The 15,429-nt window shown below is 33.7% G+C and carries 15 protein-coding genes; 2 read left to right on the top strand and 13 right to left on the bottom strand.

Annotated elements, in window-relative coordinates; all coding sequences use genetic code 11:
* Positions 1 to 7: 7 nt before the first annotated feature.
* From JCM6256_RS07955 to JCM6256_RS07895, 13 genes are all read right to left on the bottom strand, one after another.
* A complete protein-coding gene (locus JCM6256_RS07955) occupies positions 8 to 817 on the bottom strand; it encodes a helix-turn-helix domain-containing protein (protein WP_025081195.1) in 810 nt (269 codons plus the stop codon).
* Between the two features lie 23 nt (positions 818 to 840).
* On the bottom strand, positions 841 to 1,638 hold the full coding sequence (locus JCM6256_RS07950) for a helix-turn-helix domain-containing protein (protein WP_025081194.1): 798 nt from the start codon (positions 1,636 to 1,638) through the stop codon (positions 841 to 843).
* Positions 1,639 to 1,853: 215 nt separating this feature from the next.
* On the bottom strand, positions 1,854 to 2,657 hold the full coding sequence (locus JCM6256_RS07945; protein ID WP_025081193.1) for a helix-turn-helix domain-containing protein: 804 nt from the start codon (positions 2,655 to 2,657) through the stop codon (positions 1,854 to 1,856).
* 13 nt (positions 2,658 to 2,670) lie between these two features.
* Positions 2,671 to 3,495: a helix-turn-helix domain-containing protein gene (locus JCM6256_RS07940; protein WP_025081192.1), complete on the bottom strand. Its 825-nt coding sequence runs from the start codon at positions 3,493 to 3,495 to the stop codon at positions 2,671 to 2,673.
* 117 nt (positions 3,496 to 3,612) lie between these two features.
* The gene (gene glnA / locus JCM6256_RS07935) at positions 3,613 to 4,950 is read right to left on the bottom strand and encodes a type I glutamate--ammonia ligase (protein ID WP_025081191.1); all 1,338 of its coding nucleotides are present in this window, start codon (positions 4,948 to 4,950) and stop codon (positions 3,613 to 3,615) included.
* 203 nt (positions 4,951 to 5,153) lie between these two features.
* A complete protein-coding gene (locus JCM6256_RS07930) occupies positions 5,154 to 6,404 on the bottom strand; it encodes a methionine gamma-lyase family protein (protein WP_025081190.1) in 1,251 nt (416 codons plus the stop codon).
* Positions 6,397 to 7,317: a tRNA (adenosine(37)-N6)-dimethylallyltransferase MiaA gene (gene miaA, locus JCM6256_RS07925; RefSeq protein WP_025081189.1), complete on the bottom strand. Its 921-nt coding sequence runs from the start codon at positions 7,315 to 7,317 to the stop codon at positions 6,397 to 6,399. Before miaA ends, JCM6256_RS07930 begins: the two co-directional genes overlap by 8 nt.
* Before the next feature lie 90 nt (positions 7,318 to 7,407).
* Entirely contained in the window at positions 7,408 to 7,809 is a 402-nt protein-coding gene (locus JCM6256_RS07920) for a rhodanese-like domain-containing protein (RefSeq protein WP_025081188.1), read from the bottom strand.
* Between the two features lie 62 nt (positions 7,810 to 7,871).
* Complete coding sequence (locus JCM6256_RS07915; RefSeq protein WP_025081187.1) at positions 7,872 to 8,090, bottom strand: YqgQ family protein; 219 nt, start codon at positions 8,088 to 8,090, stop codon at positions 7,872 to 7,874.
* Positions 8,090 to 8,770: a rhomboid family intramembrane serine protease gene (locus tag JCM6256_RS07910; protein ID WP_025081186.1), complete on the bottom strand. Its 681-nt coding sequence runs from the start codon at positions 8,768 to 8,770 to the stop codon at positions 8,090 to 8,092. The genes JCM6256_RS07915 and JCM6256_RS07910 overlap by 1 nt, the downstream gene beginning before the upstream one ends.
* An 18-nt stretch (positions 8,771 to 8,788) precedes the next feature.
* Positions 8,789 to 9,352, bottom strand: a complete 564-nt coding sequence (locus JCM6256_RS07905) for a 5-formyltetrahydrofolate cyclo-ligase (RefSeq protein WP_025081185.1) — start codon at positions 9,350 to 9,352, stop codon at positions 8,789 to 8,791.
* A gap of 59 nt (positions 9,353 to 9,411) precedes the next feature.
* Complete coding sequence (gene rpmG / locus JCM6256_RS07900) at positions 9,412 to 9,561, bottom strand: 50S ribosomal protein L33 (protein ID WP_004046092.1); 150 nt, start codon at positions 9,559 to 9,561, stop codon at positions 9,412 to 9,414.
* Between the two features lie 76 nt (positions 9,562 to 9,637).
* Positions 9,638 to 11,731: a peptidoglycan D,D-transpeptidase FtsI family protein gene (locus JCM6256_RS07895; RefSeq protein WP_025081184.1), complete on the bottom strand. Its 2,094-nt coding sequence runs from the start codon at positions 11,729 to 11,731 to the stop codon at positions 9,638 to 9,640.
* 74 nt (positions 11,732 to 11,805) lie between these two features.
* Here JCM6256_RS07895 and JCM6256_RS07890 point away from each other — a divergent pair, with 74 nt between their 5' ends.
* Positions 11,806 to 14,409, top strand: a complete 2,604-nt coding sequence (locus tag JCM6256_RS07890) for a YfhO family protein (RefSeq protein ID WP_338035061.1) — start codon at positions 11,806 to 11,808, stop codon at positions 14,407 to 14,409.
* A 71-nt stretch (positions 14,410 to 14,480) separates the two neighbouring features.
* Positions 14,481 to 15,404 carry an N-acetylglucosamine kinase gene (locus tag JCM6256_RS07885; RefSeq protein WP_025081182.1) on the top strand — a complete coding sequence of 308 codons (924 nt, stop codon included), beginning with the start codon at positions 14,481 to 14,483 and terminating at the stop codon, positions 15,402 to 15,404.
* Positions 15,405 to 15,429: the final 25 nt, after the last annotated feature.

The following is a 15,429-nucleotide window of genomic DNA, read 5'->3' as shown; positions in this document are numbered from 1 at the left end:
CCAAAACCTAATAATTGCATAATTTTATTAATTTAATCGGAACAATATTTTTATATCCTAAATCTATTAATAAAAATATTTCATTTTTTAAATTATTATATTTTTTCTTTTGTACCGCCTCAAAACATGAACCAAGCATCTTTTGTAAAACAATTGTTGCTGAAGCTGGCAAATCCTTTAAAAATTTAATAGCTTTCTGCATTTCATGATTTAATTGCGTATATTCAAAACCCAAATTCAAATATCCAACTGCAATACTTGCCAACAACTGCAATATTTGGTCATCATTTTCTTTATAATCACTAAATTTATTAAAAATAGAATCAACTAATCCTTGTAAATCATAAAAGTTATACAAGTCCATTGTATTTAACAAAATCCATAATGAGTCTTTATCCCAATGACCACTTTGCAAAACGTTGTATTTTAATTTCCTAACTGTTTTATCCGAAAAGTCAGTCATATTTCCTTCAAGTTTGGCTATTAATAAGTTAGTAATTTGCTGTAATTTAATATTCGCAATATCTGGATCATTGCTAATTTCTTTTAATACTTTTATATCTTTACTAAAGTAGTTATCAATAACTTTATTGTAGTAATACTGATTTTTAGGTTGCGTATCGCCAAATTCATCCAAAAATAATATCAAAGGAATTTGATTTGCTTGCAGAAGCTTTAATAAATCTGAAACATTAATATTGTTTTTACCTGACTCAATACGAGAATAAAAGGAACGGTTGATTACTCCGTTCGCCATTTCTTCCTGACTTAATCCTAACGAGAAACGTACCTTCTTTAATTTATCGCCAATTGTCATATATAATTCTCTTTCTGAAAATACTACTTAGATAACTGAGGGAAATTTTTAACATAATTGCTATATCCACTTTGCTTTAAAAGTTTAATAATTCCCTCAGCTCGTTCTTTATCATTATCAATTAACGCTTGATAATACTTAGCAATTATCTTCGACATCGTAATTGTAGAATTAAGCGGTAATTTATTGATAAACTGAATTGCTTTCGTACATTCTTGTAAATCTTTATTCTTATAACAAATAGCCAAATAATTAATTGCAACATTTGAAATAGCCAGCAAATATTCATCTGTGATATTAACTTGATGAAAACTAGAAAATGCTGAATCTATCAATAGTTTCATTTCATCAAAATCATAAAGCGACATTGAAATAGCAAGTTCCCACAACGCAGCTTCATTCCAATTGCCAATTTGCAAAATATTGTGTTTCATTTCTACCTGCAAATCTACTGGAATCTTGTCGACTGAATTCGTTAGTACCGAAATCATCAACCGAATTACAAGTTTCAATTTATGATTTGTTACTTTATTATTTTTATCCAGTCTTTTAAGTGCAGACAAATTATGATTATTAAATGCAGTAATTGCTTCATGTTCAATAACTTGCTGCAGCGGCCTTACATCTTCAAACACCTCAAAAAAGTCATAAAGTGAAACATGATGTTCATTTAAAATTTTAAACAAATCTGTTGCATTTATTTCACTTAATCCCCGTTCAACACGTGAATAAAAAGATTCCGTAACTATCCCTGAACACATTTGTGTCTGTGTTAATCCTAGAAGAGTCCGAGTTTTCTTTAATTGCTCGCCAATCGTCATAACCTATTACTCCCATATCATTTCTTCACTTTTTATAATATGAGCTGTCAGCCAATTAATCTCAAAATCTTCTAAATCGAATATTTTACGCAAAAATGTTTATTATATCTAACCTAAAAGCAATCTGTCCCGTTTTCTTCATAAATAAACGAAAAATTATAAATTTAAGAAATGTTTTCTAATAAAAAAGAGGTGTCTTACGACATCCCTTTTCATTAATTTTCTAATGTGTCTTGAATAGCAGAAATATAACCACTTTGTTTTAAAGCATCAATAATAATATCAGCTTTTGTTTGATCATGATCAAACAAGGCTTCATAATATGTGGCCAACATCTTTCCATACAAATTTGACGGAAGCAATCTTGTTGATTTTAAAAAGTCTAATGAAGATTGCGCATGTTTTTTATCGGATTCATGATAGCATCGATTTAGAAAAGCCACTGCATCAATACTCAAATAACTTTCTAAAAGTTCATCTTGGCTAGCAGCTACTTTCAATTTTTTATATGCTGTATTAATAATCTTCTCTAAATCATTAAAATCTAACATATACATATTTAGCTGTAATGAATTAACCAAGCCAATATTCCATTTATCTGCTAAAAAGAATTTTTGTCTTAATTTATCTTTTTCTTCTTGAGAAACTGCTTCATTAGAATGGGTAACCCAGGAACGCAATCTGCTTAAATTATTCCTCACCCATTCAGGAGCATTTTCTTCTTTTAATTCTGCTTCAATTTTATTTAATTCTTCTAAATCTTTTCTATTAGCAGCAAGAACCATTCGCTGATTAACATCAAGATATAAACTCTTATCCTTTTTATCTACTAAATAGAAAAATGATTGGGCTGATATGCCATGCTCATGCAAAAGTTTAATTAACAAATCTGCATCAATCTTATGAACACCACGTTCTACCTTGGAATAAAATGATTCCGACATAAGTCCTGCCGCCATTTGAGTCTGTGTTAACTGCAAGCTAATTCGACAGTTTTTTAAAGCTTCACCAATCGTCATAAATTTTCGCCTCCTATTTTCCAATAGTATCTTGAATTAATGATATTGCTCCACTTTTTCTCAAAACTTTAAGAACTGCATCTACCATTTCTTTATCATTTTTAAATAATGCATCATAATATGTTGCAAATATTCTTCCAAATAAGTTAGTTGGTTCAAGCGGAATAGTATATAACATATCAATCGAACTTTTTGTATACTTTATATCAGCTTTTTTATGGTAACAACAGTTTAAGAAATTAACAGCAATCAAAGATACTAAATTTTGGTCTCTTCCATTATCTCGGCCATCAAAATTATCGCTCTTTTTAAAAGCACTATATGCAAGATTTACTAATTGATATGCATCATCAATATCTAGTAAGACCAAATTAAAAGCTAATGCACCATAAGATTTTTCATTCCATTCAGTCTTTATAAATGCTTTTTTTATTTTATTTTTTCTTTCAGCTGTTATTTCTTGATTAGAATGTGTGGCCCACGCATAGGAACTTTCAAAATTATGCTTAAGATATTCCGGTACATCTACAGCTTCTAACTGCTTTTTGATTTTTCTTAATTCAGCAATATCTTTATTATTAACCGCAACAATCATTCTTTGCGACAAACCAACACTTGTCGAATCCTTAATCTTATTATCATGATCTACTAATTGAAAAAAAGAAATTACTGGAATACCGTGTGCATTCAAAACTTGGATTAACAAATCCGCATCAATTTTATGAACGCCACGTTCTACTTTTGAATAAAATGATTCTGAAACTAAATTTGCGGCCATGTCAGTTTGCGTTAATCCTAACTGTAATCTAAACGATTTTAATGCTTCACCAATTGTCATAACATCAACACCTAATTTTCAAAATTTAATTAGCAAAAACAATTATACAGCAAAAAGAGATCTTTCATATTAACGAAAGATCTCTTTTAATCAAACAATTAAACTAAAATTTCAAAATTAATAACCCATGTAACGGTTTCTTTCCCAATCAGAAACGGATTGGTTGTATTGTGCCCATTCCAAGTTCTTAGAATCAATAAAGCTTTGGGTTAAGTGTTCGCCTAAAGCACTTTGAATTAATTCATCAGCCTTAAATGCTTTAATAGCATTGTGAAGAGTTGATGGCAATGGCTTAATACCGCGCTTAGCTCTTTCTTCTTCTGTCATTTCAAAGACATTAGAAGTAATTGGATCCATTGGCATCTTCTTTTCCTTAATACCTTGTAAACCAGCAGTTAAGCAAGCTGCAAGCAAGAGATATGGGTTAGCAGTTGGGTCTGCAGAACGCATTTCCAAACGCGTATTAATTTCTTCAGCATCTGGAATACGAACAAGTGGTGAACGGTTCTTAGTTGCCCATGAAATGTAAACAGGAGCTTCAAAACCAGGAATAAGTCTCTTGTATGAGTTAACAGTTGGGTTGGCAATTGCTGTAATTGCACGAGCATGTTCCAAAATACCATTTAAGAAGTACAAAGCTGTGTCTGAAAGGTGGTATTCGCCATCCTTTGAGTAAAATGCATTCTTGCCATCTTTGAAAAGTGACATGTTGTTGTGCATACCGTTACCTGCCTCGCCTTCAATTGGCTTAGCCATAAATGTAGCGAACAAGCCGTGCTTTCTAGCAACTTGTCTTACAACCATCTTGAAAGTTTGAACACGATCAGCAGTAGTTAAAGCATCATCAAATCTAAAGTCAATTTCTTGTTGACCAGCACCAACTTCGTGGTGAGCAGCTTCAACTTCAAAGCCAATGCTTTCCAAAGTTTCAACGATATCACGACGACATTCTGCACCTTCATCGCTTGAAGTCATATCAAAGTATGATGCACGGTCAGGAACTTCAGTTGTCCAATTGCCATCTTCATCTAACTTAAACAAGTGGAATTCAGCTTCAAAACCAATATCAAAGTCTGAGAAGCCCATTTCCTTCATTTCTTTAAGAACACGCTTCAAGTTGTTTCTTGGATCACCTTCAAATGGTTCACCATTAGTTTTATGAACAGAACAAGTTAAACGACCAATTCTGCTACCGGTCTTATCAGTCCATGGTAAAACCATCCAACTTGAAAAGTCAGGATATAATACCATGTCACTTTCTTCAATACGAACAAAGCCATCGATTGAAGAACCATCAAAACGAATATCATTAGTCAAAACTTTATCAAGTTGACTAATTGGAACTTCAACGGCCTTTAAAGTACCGTTAATGTCTGTAAAGGACAATCTCAAAAAGTGAACGTTGTTTTCTTTAACGCTTTTTCTAATATCATCTGCTGTAACTGTTTTACTCATAGTTTTTCACCTAAAAAATCAAATAACTATCAATTGATATAGTCCTATTTAGATTTCCTTTTCTCTCCTAGAACTGTTTAATACAATAGCAGACCAATTTTAAAAAGTCAAATTGGTCTACTCGAAATATTTTTTCTTTACTTTTACTTAATAAATGAAAATAGACCAGCAACAAATACCGGTCTATAAGTAATCAATATTTTTTAGTTTTCATTGAAGAAAGTATCTTTAACCGCGTTAACAATTGCAATCTTATCATGGGCATAGGTTAGACCGCCTTGCATATAAACCGCATAAGGTGGGCGAATTGGACCATCAGCTGAAAATTCAATTGTTGAGCCAGAAACAAAGTTCCCTGCCGCCATAATTACCTTATCTTCATATCCTGGCATGTGATATGCTTCAGGCTTAACAAATGAATCAACAGGAGAATATTTTTGGATTTTTTGAACAAACTGCTTCATCTTTTCAGGATCTTGGAAAACAATCGTTTCAATTACATCGCTACGAGTTTCATTCCAAGCCGGAGTGACATCCATTCCCATTTTAGCAAACAAAGCTGCCGCAAAGACCATTCCTTTTTCAGCCATTCCCGTTACATTTGGTGACAAGAAAAGGCCCTCATAAAAGTCATGCAAATTATCCAAAGTTGCCCCTTCATCAGTACAGCCAGGAGCTGTTAAAGCGATTTTAGTATTTTCAACTAAGTCTTTTTTACCAACTACATAACCACCAGTTTTAGCAATTCCGCCACCAGCATTTTTAATTAATGACCCAGCCATAAAATCAGCGCCATATTCAGTTGGTTCATGCTTTTCAGAAAATTCGCCATAACAGTTATCAATAAAGACGAGACTCTTTGGACTAATCTTTTTGACAAAGGCAATCATTTCTTTAATTTGATCAACTGTATACGTCTTGCGAGTATCATAACCGCGAGAACGTTGAATGGCAACAATTTTAGGTTGATCTCTCTTTAAAACTTTTTCTGCTTCGTCATAATCTACTAATCCATCTTTAATCAATGGAACATGAGAAAACTTCACGCCACGTTCCATTAAAGTTCCGCGCTTCTTAGGAGTTAAGCCGATAACTTCTTGCATTGTGTCGTATGGCATCCCTGTTAAATAAGTCAATGTGTCTCCACTAAGCAAGTTGCCATTTAAAGCCGTAAACAAAGTATGGGTACCTGATACAAATTGCGGACGGACTACTGCATCTTCAGTCTGAAAAACTTGCGCATAAATCTTATCGAGCTTATCACGTCCTAAATCATCATCACCGTATCCAGTTGTTCCATTCAAATCAGCTTCTGCAACTTCATTATCTTGAAATGCTTTCAAAACTTTAGCTTGATTATAAACAATTTGATCATCAAGCTCTTTAAATTTTGGAGCAATTTCTTCATCAACTTCATCAACTAATTTTTGCAATTTTTCTGGAATATCAAACATTTAACCAGTCCTCCACTGTTTTCAAAATTTTTTCTTCGCAATCGGGATCATTTAAAGGATCAAACCAATTTACCGGCAATTTATTTCTAAAATACGTCAATTGTCTTTTAGCATATCGTCTTGATGACGTCTTTAATTGTTTAACGCATTCTTCAAGCGTAGCCTGCTTTTCAAAGTACGGAAAAAATTCCTTATAAGCAATTGCCTGTAAAATTTGATGCTCTTTATCACGATTTTCATAAATAAATTTTGCTTCGTCCAAAATACTTTGATCCATCATTTGATCAATCCGCATATTTATTCGATCATAAATTTCTGAACGATTAGAGTTCAATCCAATGATTAAGTAATCATATCTTGGCTCAATCTTTTTTTGCTGTTCAGAAAACTTCTTTCCTGTTCGATCAATCACCGTCAAAGCCCGAAGCGTTCTGCGTGAATTAGCAACAGGAATCTTTTCAGCAGCTGCCGGATCTTTATTATTTAAAACATTCCATAACTGCTCGGCACCATGCTCTTCTAAATAATCTTCCCATTTCTTGGTTACGCTGGTTTCTTCAGGCGTCTTTTCGCCTAATTGCATCTTATTAAGAAGTGCGTTTACATAAAAGCCTGTGCCACCAACAATCATCGGCAATTTTTTATTATCACTAATTTCATCGATTGCTTCAGTAGCTTGATCAACAAAATCTTTAACAGAATATTCTTCAAATACGGAACGCGTGTCTACTAAGTAATGTTTAATTTGCTTCTGTTCTTCTTCAGTAGCCTTGGCTGTTCCAACTGCTACTTCTTGATAAACCTGCATCGAATCTCCAGAGACAATCTCTGCATTAATTTTCTTAGCTAACTCAATTGCTAAGCTGGTTTTTCCAATCGCTGTTGGACCAACGATTGCTAATACTTTTTTCATAGTTAAAATCCTTTATAAATGATATCTTCACTTCCATCATAACTTAAGAAAAGACAAAAAGCTTGGGCAAAATGCTCAAGCTTTTTATTATTAATATTTAGATGACTTAGTACGACCATCCCATTGATCAAAACCAGTCTTCAACCAATGAATTGAGGTAAAACCTTTTTTCTTTAATAATCTTGCTGCTCTTAAAGTTACAGTCAATGAATCTGAATATAAGTATACAGGAAGGTCTGGACGAAGTTCTGTATATTGGTATTTAAGCATGGTATAAGGCAAATTACGAGCCCCATCAATATGCTTACGCTTAAATGGCTCTTTTTCTCTTACATCGACGATTTGAGCCTTACGCATACCTTCTTTAAATTCTTCGTTAGTGAGTTCGCCGCCCATACTTTTTGCTTGAATCTTATTCCAAGCCCAAATAGCGACAAAAACCAAAATAATGGCTAGTAATACGGCGTCTAAGACGATTAAAAAATTTGACATAAAATAAAAAGCCCCTTTTAAAAACTTACGTTAATAATGATAACGCTAAAAATTAGATGGCGCTATGAATTTTTAGCTTCATTTTCTTTTCGTTCTTCAATTTCATGTTCACGGCTCAAAATCATTTTAGCAATTAGATAATCATGTTTATCAATCAAACCAGATTTGTTAATATTATCAAGCTCAATTGCCATTAATTCGATATCCCAAATTCTTTTGCCAACATGAACTAAAACACCATATTTTTTTAAAAGTTGTTGTACATCATATAAAGTTTTCATTAGTAAGTTACTACCATTCCGTGTCTAAATGTTAAAACAATATATAAAATTAAAGCAGCACCAGCTAAAACTCGCCATTTCATATTATATGGCTTTTCACCTGAGTCACCAATAATTACCGCAAGCAAGAATCCAGAGATCAGACCGCCGATATGTCCCTGAATGTCAATTCCAGGCATAAAAATATCCAATGCTAAATTAATTATTGCTAAAGCAAACGCCTGACGCCCTAAAAAGGCAATAACCGGATTATGACGATTATGAAGGCCAACCGCCGTCATTGCACCAAATAAGCCAAATAAAGCCGTTGAAGCACCGGCACTTATTGTAAAGTCATTTCCTAACGCCAAACTTAATAAGTTTCCACCAACACCAGATAATAAATAAATTACAAGAAAACGAATATGACCAAGTAAGGGCTCCATATACATTCCCATGTAATAAATAATTATAGCGTTAGAAACTAAGTGCAAAATTCCAATATGCAAAAATTGGGCAGTAAAAAGGCGCCACCATTGACCGCCAACAACAACGGTATAGTTGTTCATCGCACCAAGTTTTAAAAGCGTACTATTATTTTCTGAACCACCCATAATAATTTCCGCAATAAACACTAAGAGTAAAACAACTAAAATTCCGAAAGTTACAAAAGTATCTGAAAGATTGAGCCTTCGATTCATAATTACCTCTTCTAAAAATTAATTAAAAATTTTGGTGGGAGTAATAATTGTTTGTATGGCAATATCCGTTTTTTCAACAGGCCATTGTACAGTATTATAGATCATTTTGGAATTCGCCAAAGCAACTGTTTTAGAATTAGGATATTTGGCTAAAAAGCGATCATAATATCCGCCACCAAAACCCAGTCTATCGTGATTGTCTACTGCAAATGCTAACCCAGGAACAATAATTAAATCAAGTTCATTTTTTACTTTTGCATCCTCATCAGCAATTTCTTCAACACCAAAACTTGATTTGACTAACTTAGATTGATAAGTATACTGCAAAAAATCTTGACTGCGGTCTGGATTGGCCTTTGCTAAATAAACATCCTTCCCTGCATCCCATAACCACGCAATAATTTCTGAAGTATCAACTTCCATTGGCAAAGAAGAAGTTATTCCGATAGTTTGACTATCTTTAACTAAATCATTATCGATAAGATTTTTCATTAAAAGTTTATCTTCTTGCTTTTTTTGTTTGCTCAAAGAAAAATCTTTTAATAGTTGCTTTTGTCTTTTTCTAAATTCAGTTTTTTTCATCTTTGCCCTTTCTTAAAACAAAAAAATAGCAGGCATTAACACCTGCTATCTTAAGGTTATTACTTAGTTTCACGGTGAAGTGTTACGTGTCTTTCGACTGGGCAATACTTCTTTAAACTTAAACGTTCCGGATGCTTACGCTTGTTCTTCTTAGATAAGTAACTTCTATCGCCACATTCGGTGCATTCCAAAATGATGTTATCTGCCATTTCTTTCACCACCTACAATTTATATTCTGACTGTATTAGAATAGCATTTTTCTGGCCATTTGACCAGTATTTTTTATTACTTGTGAAGTTTAAAGTAATCTTGAACCATTGCTTTAGCAACTTGTAAAGTATATGTACCTTCAAGATCTGGGTCAAGACCTGGGAAAACAACAGCTACAGCAAGCTTAGGATTCTTGGATGGTGCATAACCAATAAAAGTTGCGTTAATCAATTCTGGCGGATTCTTTCTATTAGGATTATCAGGATCATAGTAGAAAGTCTGGGCAGTACCAGTTTTACCAGAAATCGATGGCTTTACATTTTTAAGTGGGTGAGCTGTTCCCCAACCATTAGTACCGTGAACAACTCGCCAGAAACCTTGACGAACAACATTTAACTCATCTGGAGTCCAAGGAATTTGTTGTTGAACATTTGGCTTCTTATTGTAATTAATATAGATCTTATTACCATCTGTACTAGTTCGGCCTACTGATTGAACAATATATGGCTGCATACGGTATCCACCATTGGCAATCGTTGAAACATATTGAACTAATTGAATTGGCGTATAAGCATCGAAGTTGCCATAAGCAAGGTCAAGAAGCGAACCAGAACGAATTCTTCCTTGGGAGTCAAAACTTTTACCTTCGATTCCGGAAACTTCACCAGGCAAGTCAACACCTGTTTTTTGCCCTAAACCAAACATATTAAAGTTTCTACGCAAAATATCGAATGAATTATTTGGCATAGAAATAAATTGCTTAGGAATATATTTTGCGCCTACCCATTTCATTGCCAAATGCATCATATAAATGTTACTTGAAACTTCAAGAGCCGTTTCTGCATCCAATGAACCAAAAGTACCAATTGGGTAAACTGACTTCTTAACAGCTGATCCTGGCAAATAAATTGCTGATTCCGGCATGACATTATTGGTTGGCGTAATTACTTTATTAATTAAACCACCAGATACAGTCGCACCCTTTACAACGGATCCCATAACAAAAGATTGATTAATTGCACCTAAGGCATTGTCCGTAGTTTTATTTTTCTTAGGATCATGGTTAAGGCCTGCAACTGCAAGCAAAGCTCCTGTTTTTGGATTCATTGCAATTGCATAAGCACCGTTTGAGTAACGAGCTGCTCCTGCAGCTAAAGCACTATTATAAACCCGCTTCAAAGTTGCTTGAACTTGTTTTTGATACTTAGCATCAATCGTAAGCATCAAACTCGCACCAGCTTCACCCTTATAAACGGATTTTGTTTGTTGAATGTCGCCATTTCCTTTTGTAGTAACTTGACTTGTTGATTTACTACCCTTTAACAAAGGTTCATATTCTTTTTCAAGGTATGACGTACCTACACGATCATTTCTTGAATAACCTTGTGATAAGTAGTATTGCAAGTTATCACTTGGAAGACCTGACTTTTCAGTAGAAACTGATCCAATAATACTTTGAATCGATGAACCATTTGGATATGATCTTTCCCAGTCGGTTCCGATACCAACACCTGGAAGCTCAGATAAGTGTTCACCAACTTGCGCAATTTCACGGTTAGTTAAATGCTTATTCTTAACATAAATTGTAGAAAGCGTATATGCTCCTGAAATTTTGTTAAAAATCAAAGCTGCTGTCTTTTGACGTGCCGTAAAATTAATTTTCTCTTTTTTCACTTCATCAATCATATTTTGATTAATTTCAGAGTTGGTTAACTTATTGCTATCCGTCTGAGATTTTGGCAATTTGCTTGCTATTTTAGTAGAATTAGCTTGATCTGCTAAATAATATTCAGCAAGTTGCTCTTGTGTAGGCTTTTCATCAGTAATACTGATATAGTTGCTTAAAGCATTCGAAATTTTATAAATTTGACTTGTTGATGTTGATGCACTTTTTGTATAAGTAATCGCGTTATTGGCTTTATTACCTACCAAAATGCGTCCTTTAGCATCATACATTACCCCACGGGGCACTTGGTTTGAAACCACGCTAGAATCTGTTTTCGCAACTTCTGCTTTAAATTTAGAACCATATGCTAGCTGTAAATATGCTAATTGGCCGATTAATAATGCAAACAATACGAAAATAATTCCTAGAATGATTCTCATTCTAATTGGAGTTGAGGCTTGTTTATTTGAGCCTGTACCACTATTTTTTCTAAAATAATCCACGTAAATCGTCCCTCACTAAACTGCAATTATTTTAACAAAAAGTGCGCTTCAATTCTATTATTGTATAAGGAGCTTTGAGAAAATTTAATATGCTATCTGCTAAATTTAAAAAAATTAGTAAAAAAACACTTAATTCTCAGCAATTTTATTATTGGCTTAGTTTTTTAATTCCAACTATTGCCTTTTTTGCTTATTTTGCATGCAACAATTTTAATATCTTAACTGTTGATCTTGGTCAACAGTATGTTGATTTTTTTGCTTTTTTAAGACGTAATCTATTTTCCCATCCTCTTGAACTAATATACAGCTTTAACAATGGAATGGGAAATTCAATGATTGCAAGCAATGCTTATTACCTGCTAAGTCCATTTAATTTATTAATCTTCCTATTCTCTCCCGGTAATATTCCGATTGCGATTTTAACCATTATAAGTATAAAAATCGGCGCTTGCGGCTTAAGCGGATATTACTATTGGAAAAAACAAGATATCGAGCCCTTCTACGCCCTCGCCGCAAGTATCGCCTACGCTTTATCAGGTTACGTAATTGCCAATCATTTTAATTTAATGTGGCTTGATTCCATAATTTTACTCCCGCTTTTAATTAATGCAATTAATCAAATTTTAAATAAAGAAAAAAATCATTTAATTTTAGTAACTTTTGGCCTCTGGGTAACCAACTTCTATACAGGAATTATGGCGTTATTCTTTGGTTTTCTCTATTTTTTAAGCAAGATATTTTTTGTCAAAAAAGGAGAACGTTGGACAATTGTAAAAAATTACCTTGGCAAAAGTATTTTAGCTTCATTTTTATCTGCTTTTGTTCTTTTACCAACATTTTTTGAATTACTTAGCGGCAAGGCAAACAGCAGTGTAAATTGGAATCTTTCCTGGCAATTTAATGCTCCGGATCAATTAAGCAAGTTAATTGACGGGGCTTATAACTTCCACGAAATGGAAGCAGGACTACCTAATATCTTTATGACTATGCCGTTTCTGCTATTTTTAATCGCTTATTTTCTTAGTAAAAAGATTGCATGGCAGAATAAATTAGTCAATGGAATTCTTTTATTATTTCTCCTTCTATCATTAATTTTTACCCCATTGGTTTTACTTTGGCATTTAGGTCAATTTCCTATTTGGTATCCTGCTCGTTTTAGCTTCGTATTAATCTTTTTCTGTCTAGATTTAGGAATTATCTTTCTAAAAAATGAGCACGGTCTCACTTGGCCTTCCAAAATAATTTTAGCAATTCTTTCTCTGGGATTAGTTTGCTGCTGGACATTCCTCCAAAACAATTTTGCTTTTATTACTGATACTAATCTTATAGTTTCGTCAGCCTTTATCGTTATCAGCTTGCTATTCATTTTCTTCATTTTTACTCACCATGCTTTCGCTGGCATATTTTTATACTCTGTTGTAGTCGCCGAAGCTATTATCAGTATGGTTCTTTCTCTTAACAATCTGTCTTATCAAGAAAATTATGATTTTAAAAATTATCTAGAAAACACAACTTTATTAACTCAAAATCTAAATAAAAAAGATCATATTCTATTCCGAACTGAGAAAAATTTTTATCGTTCTGATGATGATCCTTTTACTAGCAATTACAATGGAATCACAAATTTTAATTCAATCACCAACGCTAAAGTATTAAATTTGCTTGCTAATTTGGGCTATCTACACAACAGCAATTCTGTTACCAACAATGGCGGAACACCATTAACTGAGTCGCTTCTTGGAATCAAATATTATATTGAACCAAATTATGATCGCGGAGAATTTTCTAAAAAGAAGCAATTAATTTTTAACAATAATATTCACCGTTTAGATTTAGATAACTATCCTATTATCTCTGATTATTCTCAACTTGCACTTTTGAAAAATAATGAGGCACTGCCCTTAACTTTTTTGATAAAGGAAAATACTAACAAGACTAAATTTGTTCAAGATAATCCTGTCTATAATCAAGAATTGCTTTTTCAAAGGATAACGGGATCAAAGCAAAAACTATTTAAAAATATTGATTGGCCTGATCCTCAAACTCATGGCGTTAATGCGTGGCCCGGTAGCTGGATGCAGTATGATCGTAAAAAACATGCTAAACAAAGTACTATTAGCTTTAACCTGCCTATTGATTATAATGGTTCCTATTATCTAGAACTTCCCAATGGCGTTGACGAGAATTTAATCGATTTATTTATTAACAATCAACAAGTTGATTTCGTTACACGGGACGGACAAAATCGTTTAATCAATATCGCAAACAATAATAAAGGTAGAAATGTTAAAATTTCATTCACTTTGAAAGAAAATAATTTAAATCTAAATACTGCCAATATTTGGTGTTTGAACACCATCAAGATGAATCGAATCTTAACTCGTTTTAATCAAAAACAACCTCGAACTTACCAGAAAAATTCTTTAGTTTTACAAACATCTACTTTTAAAATTAAAGAAAACAAGATTTTTGCTAGTTCTATTCCATATAGCCCAAATTGGTTTATTTTTGATCATGGTAAACTGGTTCATAAAAGATTATTTGCCAATACTTTTTTAAGTACGAAATTGGCTCAAGGTACCCATCGTTTAACATTTGTTTACTTGCCTATTGCCTTCCTAATCGGAATTTTGATATCATTAATTAGTTTAGTATATCTAAAATTACATTTGGACTAGACTTATCGTGTACATTTGTAATAAAATGAATGCGTTAACATTTAAATTTAATATAGAAAGAAGAGTAGACAATGGCTCTTAAATACCAAATTGGTGTCGATGCTGGTGGTACTCACTCCACTGCAATCGCATATGATATGAATGGCAAAGAACTTGGTCGTGCAGAAGGCGGTCCAGGTCAAATCAATGCTAATTACGAAGGCGGAATTAATAACATTGCTGAAGTTATTAATAAGTTGTTAGATCAAATTGACGGCGACTGTATGCGCGTTTTAGCAGGAATCGCTGGCTTATCAGTTGTTGGTAACGCTCCAGAAGTTGCTGCTACTATTTCTTCTAAGATTAACAACTTACCAACTCGTGCAATTACCGACTCACTCTTGGCTCTTTACAGTGGCCTTGAAGGTGATGATGGTGCTTTGGTAATCGCCGGAACAGGTTCTGTTTTCAACGGTTTGCAAAATGGTCACTTAATCGCTGTTGGTGGTTACGGCAACATCTTAGGTGACGAAGGTTCAGGTTACGCAATTTCAGTTGCTGCAATGAAGTCTGCCCTTCTTAGCTGGGACAAGCGTGAAGATAACGCACTTATTCCTATGTTCACTAAATTATTCGGTGTTGAACACATGGATGAATGTAACGCTAAGTTCTACAAGATGGAAAACCCTGAAGTTGCTGGTATGGCTGTTCACGTTGCTAAGCTTGCTGACAGCGGCGATAAAGATGCTACTGCTGTAATTAAGGATCAAGCTCATCTCTTGGCTCGCGACATCATTATTGGTCTTGACCGTTATGAAGATCCAAAGCCAATGAAGATTGCCCTTACTGGTTCTGTTTTAGCCAACAACGAAATGATGCGTGGCTTAATTGAAGATGAAGTTAAGAACAAGTATCCTGATGCTATCTTCTCAGTTTCAAACGGTGAAAACGCTCGTGGTGTAATCTTTGATAAGAGCAAAGATTACCGTTACTTCACTAATCACGAAGACAGATAGTTATATTTATAAGTAAATACAAAAA

Source organism: Lactobacillus hamsteri DSM 5661 = JCM 6256 (assembly GCF_000615445.1).
GTDB lineage: Bacteria > Bacillota > Bacilli > Lactobacillales > Lactobacillaceae > Lactobacillus > Lactobacillus hamsteri.
Note: the sequence above shows the minus strand (reverse complement) of the source record. Positions and strands in the feature narration are given on the sequence as shown.

Bases quoted from the DNA above. Each gene is read 5' to 3' on its own strand.
- JCM6256_RS07955 (WP_025081195.1), bottom strand. From the start codon at position 817: ATGACAATTGGCGATAAATTAAAGAAGGTACGTTTCTCGTTAGGATTA.
- JCM6256_RS07950 (WP_025081194.1), bottom strand. From the start codon at position 1,638: ATGACGATTGGCGAGCAATTAAAGAAAACTCGGACTCTTCTAGGATTA.
- JCM6256_RS07945 (WP_025081193.1), bottom strand. From the start codon at position 2,657: ATGACGATTGGTGAAGCTTTAAAAAACTGTCGAATTAGCTTGCAGTTA.
- JCM6256_RS07940 (WP_025081192.1), bottom strand. From the start codon at position 3,495: ATGACAATTGGTGAAGCATTAAAATCGTTTAGATTACAGTTAGGATTA.
- glnA (WP_025081191.1), bottom strand. From the start codon at position 4,950: ATGAGTAAAACAGTTACAGCAGATGATATTAGAAAAAGCGTTAAAGAA.
- JCM6256_RS07930 (WP_025081190.1), bottom strand. From the start codon at position 6,404: ATGTTTGATATTCCAGAAAAATTGCAAAAATTAGTTGATGAAGTTGAT.
- miaA (WP_025081189.1), bottom strand. From the start codon at position 7,317: ATGAAAAAAGTATTAGCAATCGTTGGTCCAACAGCGATTGGAAAAACC.
- JCM6256_RS07920 (WP_025081188.1), bottom strand. From the start codon at position 7,809: ATGTCAAATTTTTTAATCGTCTTAGACGCCGTATTACTAGCCATTATT.
- JCM6256_RS07915 (WP_025081187.1), bottom strand. From the start codon at position 8,090: ATGAAAACTTTATATGATGTACAACAACTTTTAAAAAAATATGGTGTT.
- JCM6256_RS07910 (WP_025081186.1), bottom strand. From the start codon at position 8,770: ATGAATCGAAGGCTCAATCTTTCAGATACTTTTGTAACTTTCGGAATT.
- JCM6256_RS07905 (WP_025081185.1), bottom strand. From the start codon at position 9,352: ATGAAAAAAACTGAATTTAGAAAAAGACAAAAGCAACTATTAAAAGAT.
- rpmG (WP_004046092.1), bottom strand. From the start codon at position 9,561: ATGGCAGATAACATCATTTTGGAATGCACCGAATGTGGCGATAGAAGT.
- JCM6256_RS07885 (WP_025081182.1), top strand. From the start codon at position 14,481: ATGGCTCTTAAATACCAAATTGGTGTCGATGCTGGTGGTACTCACTCC.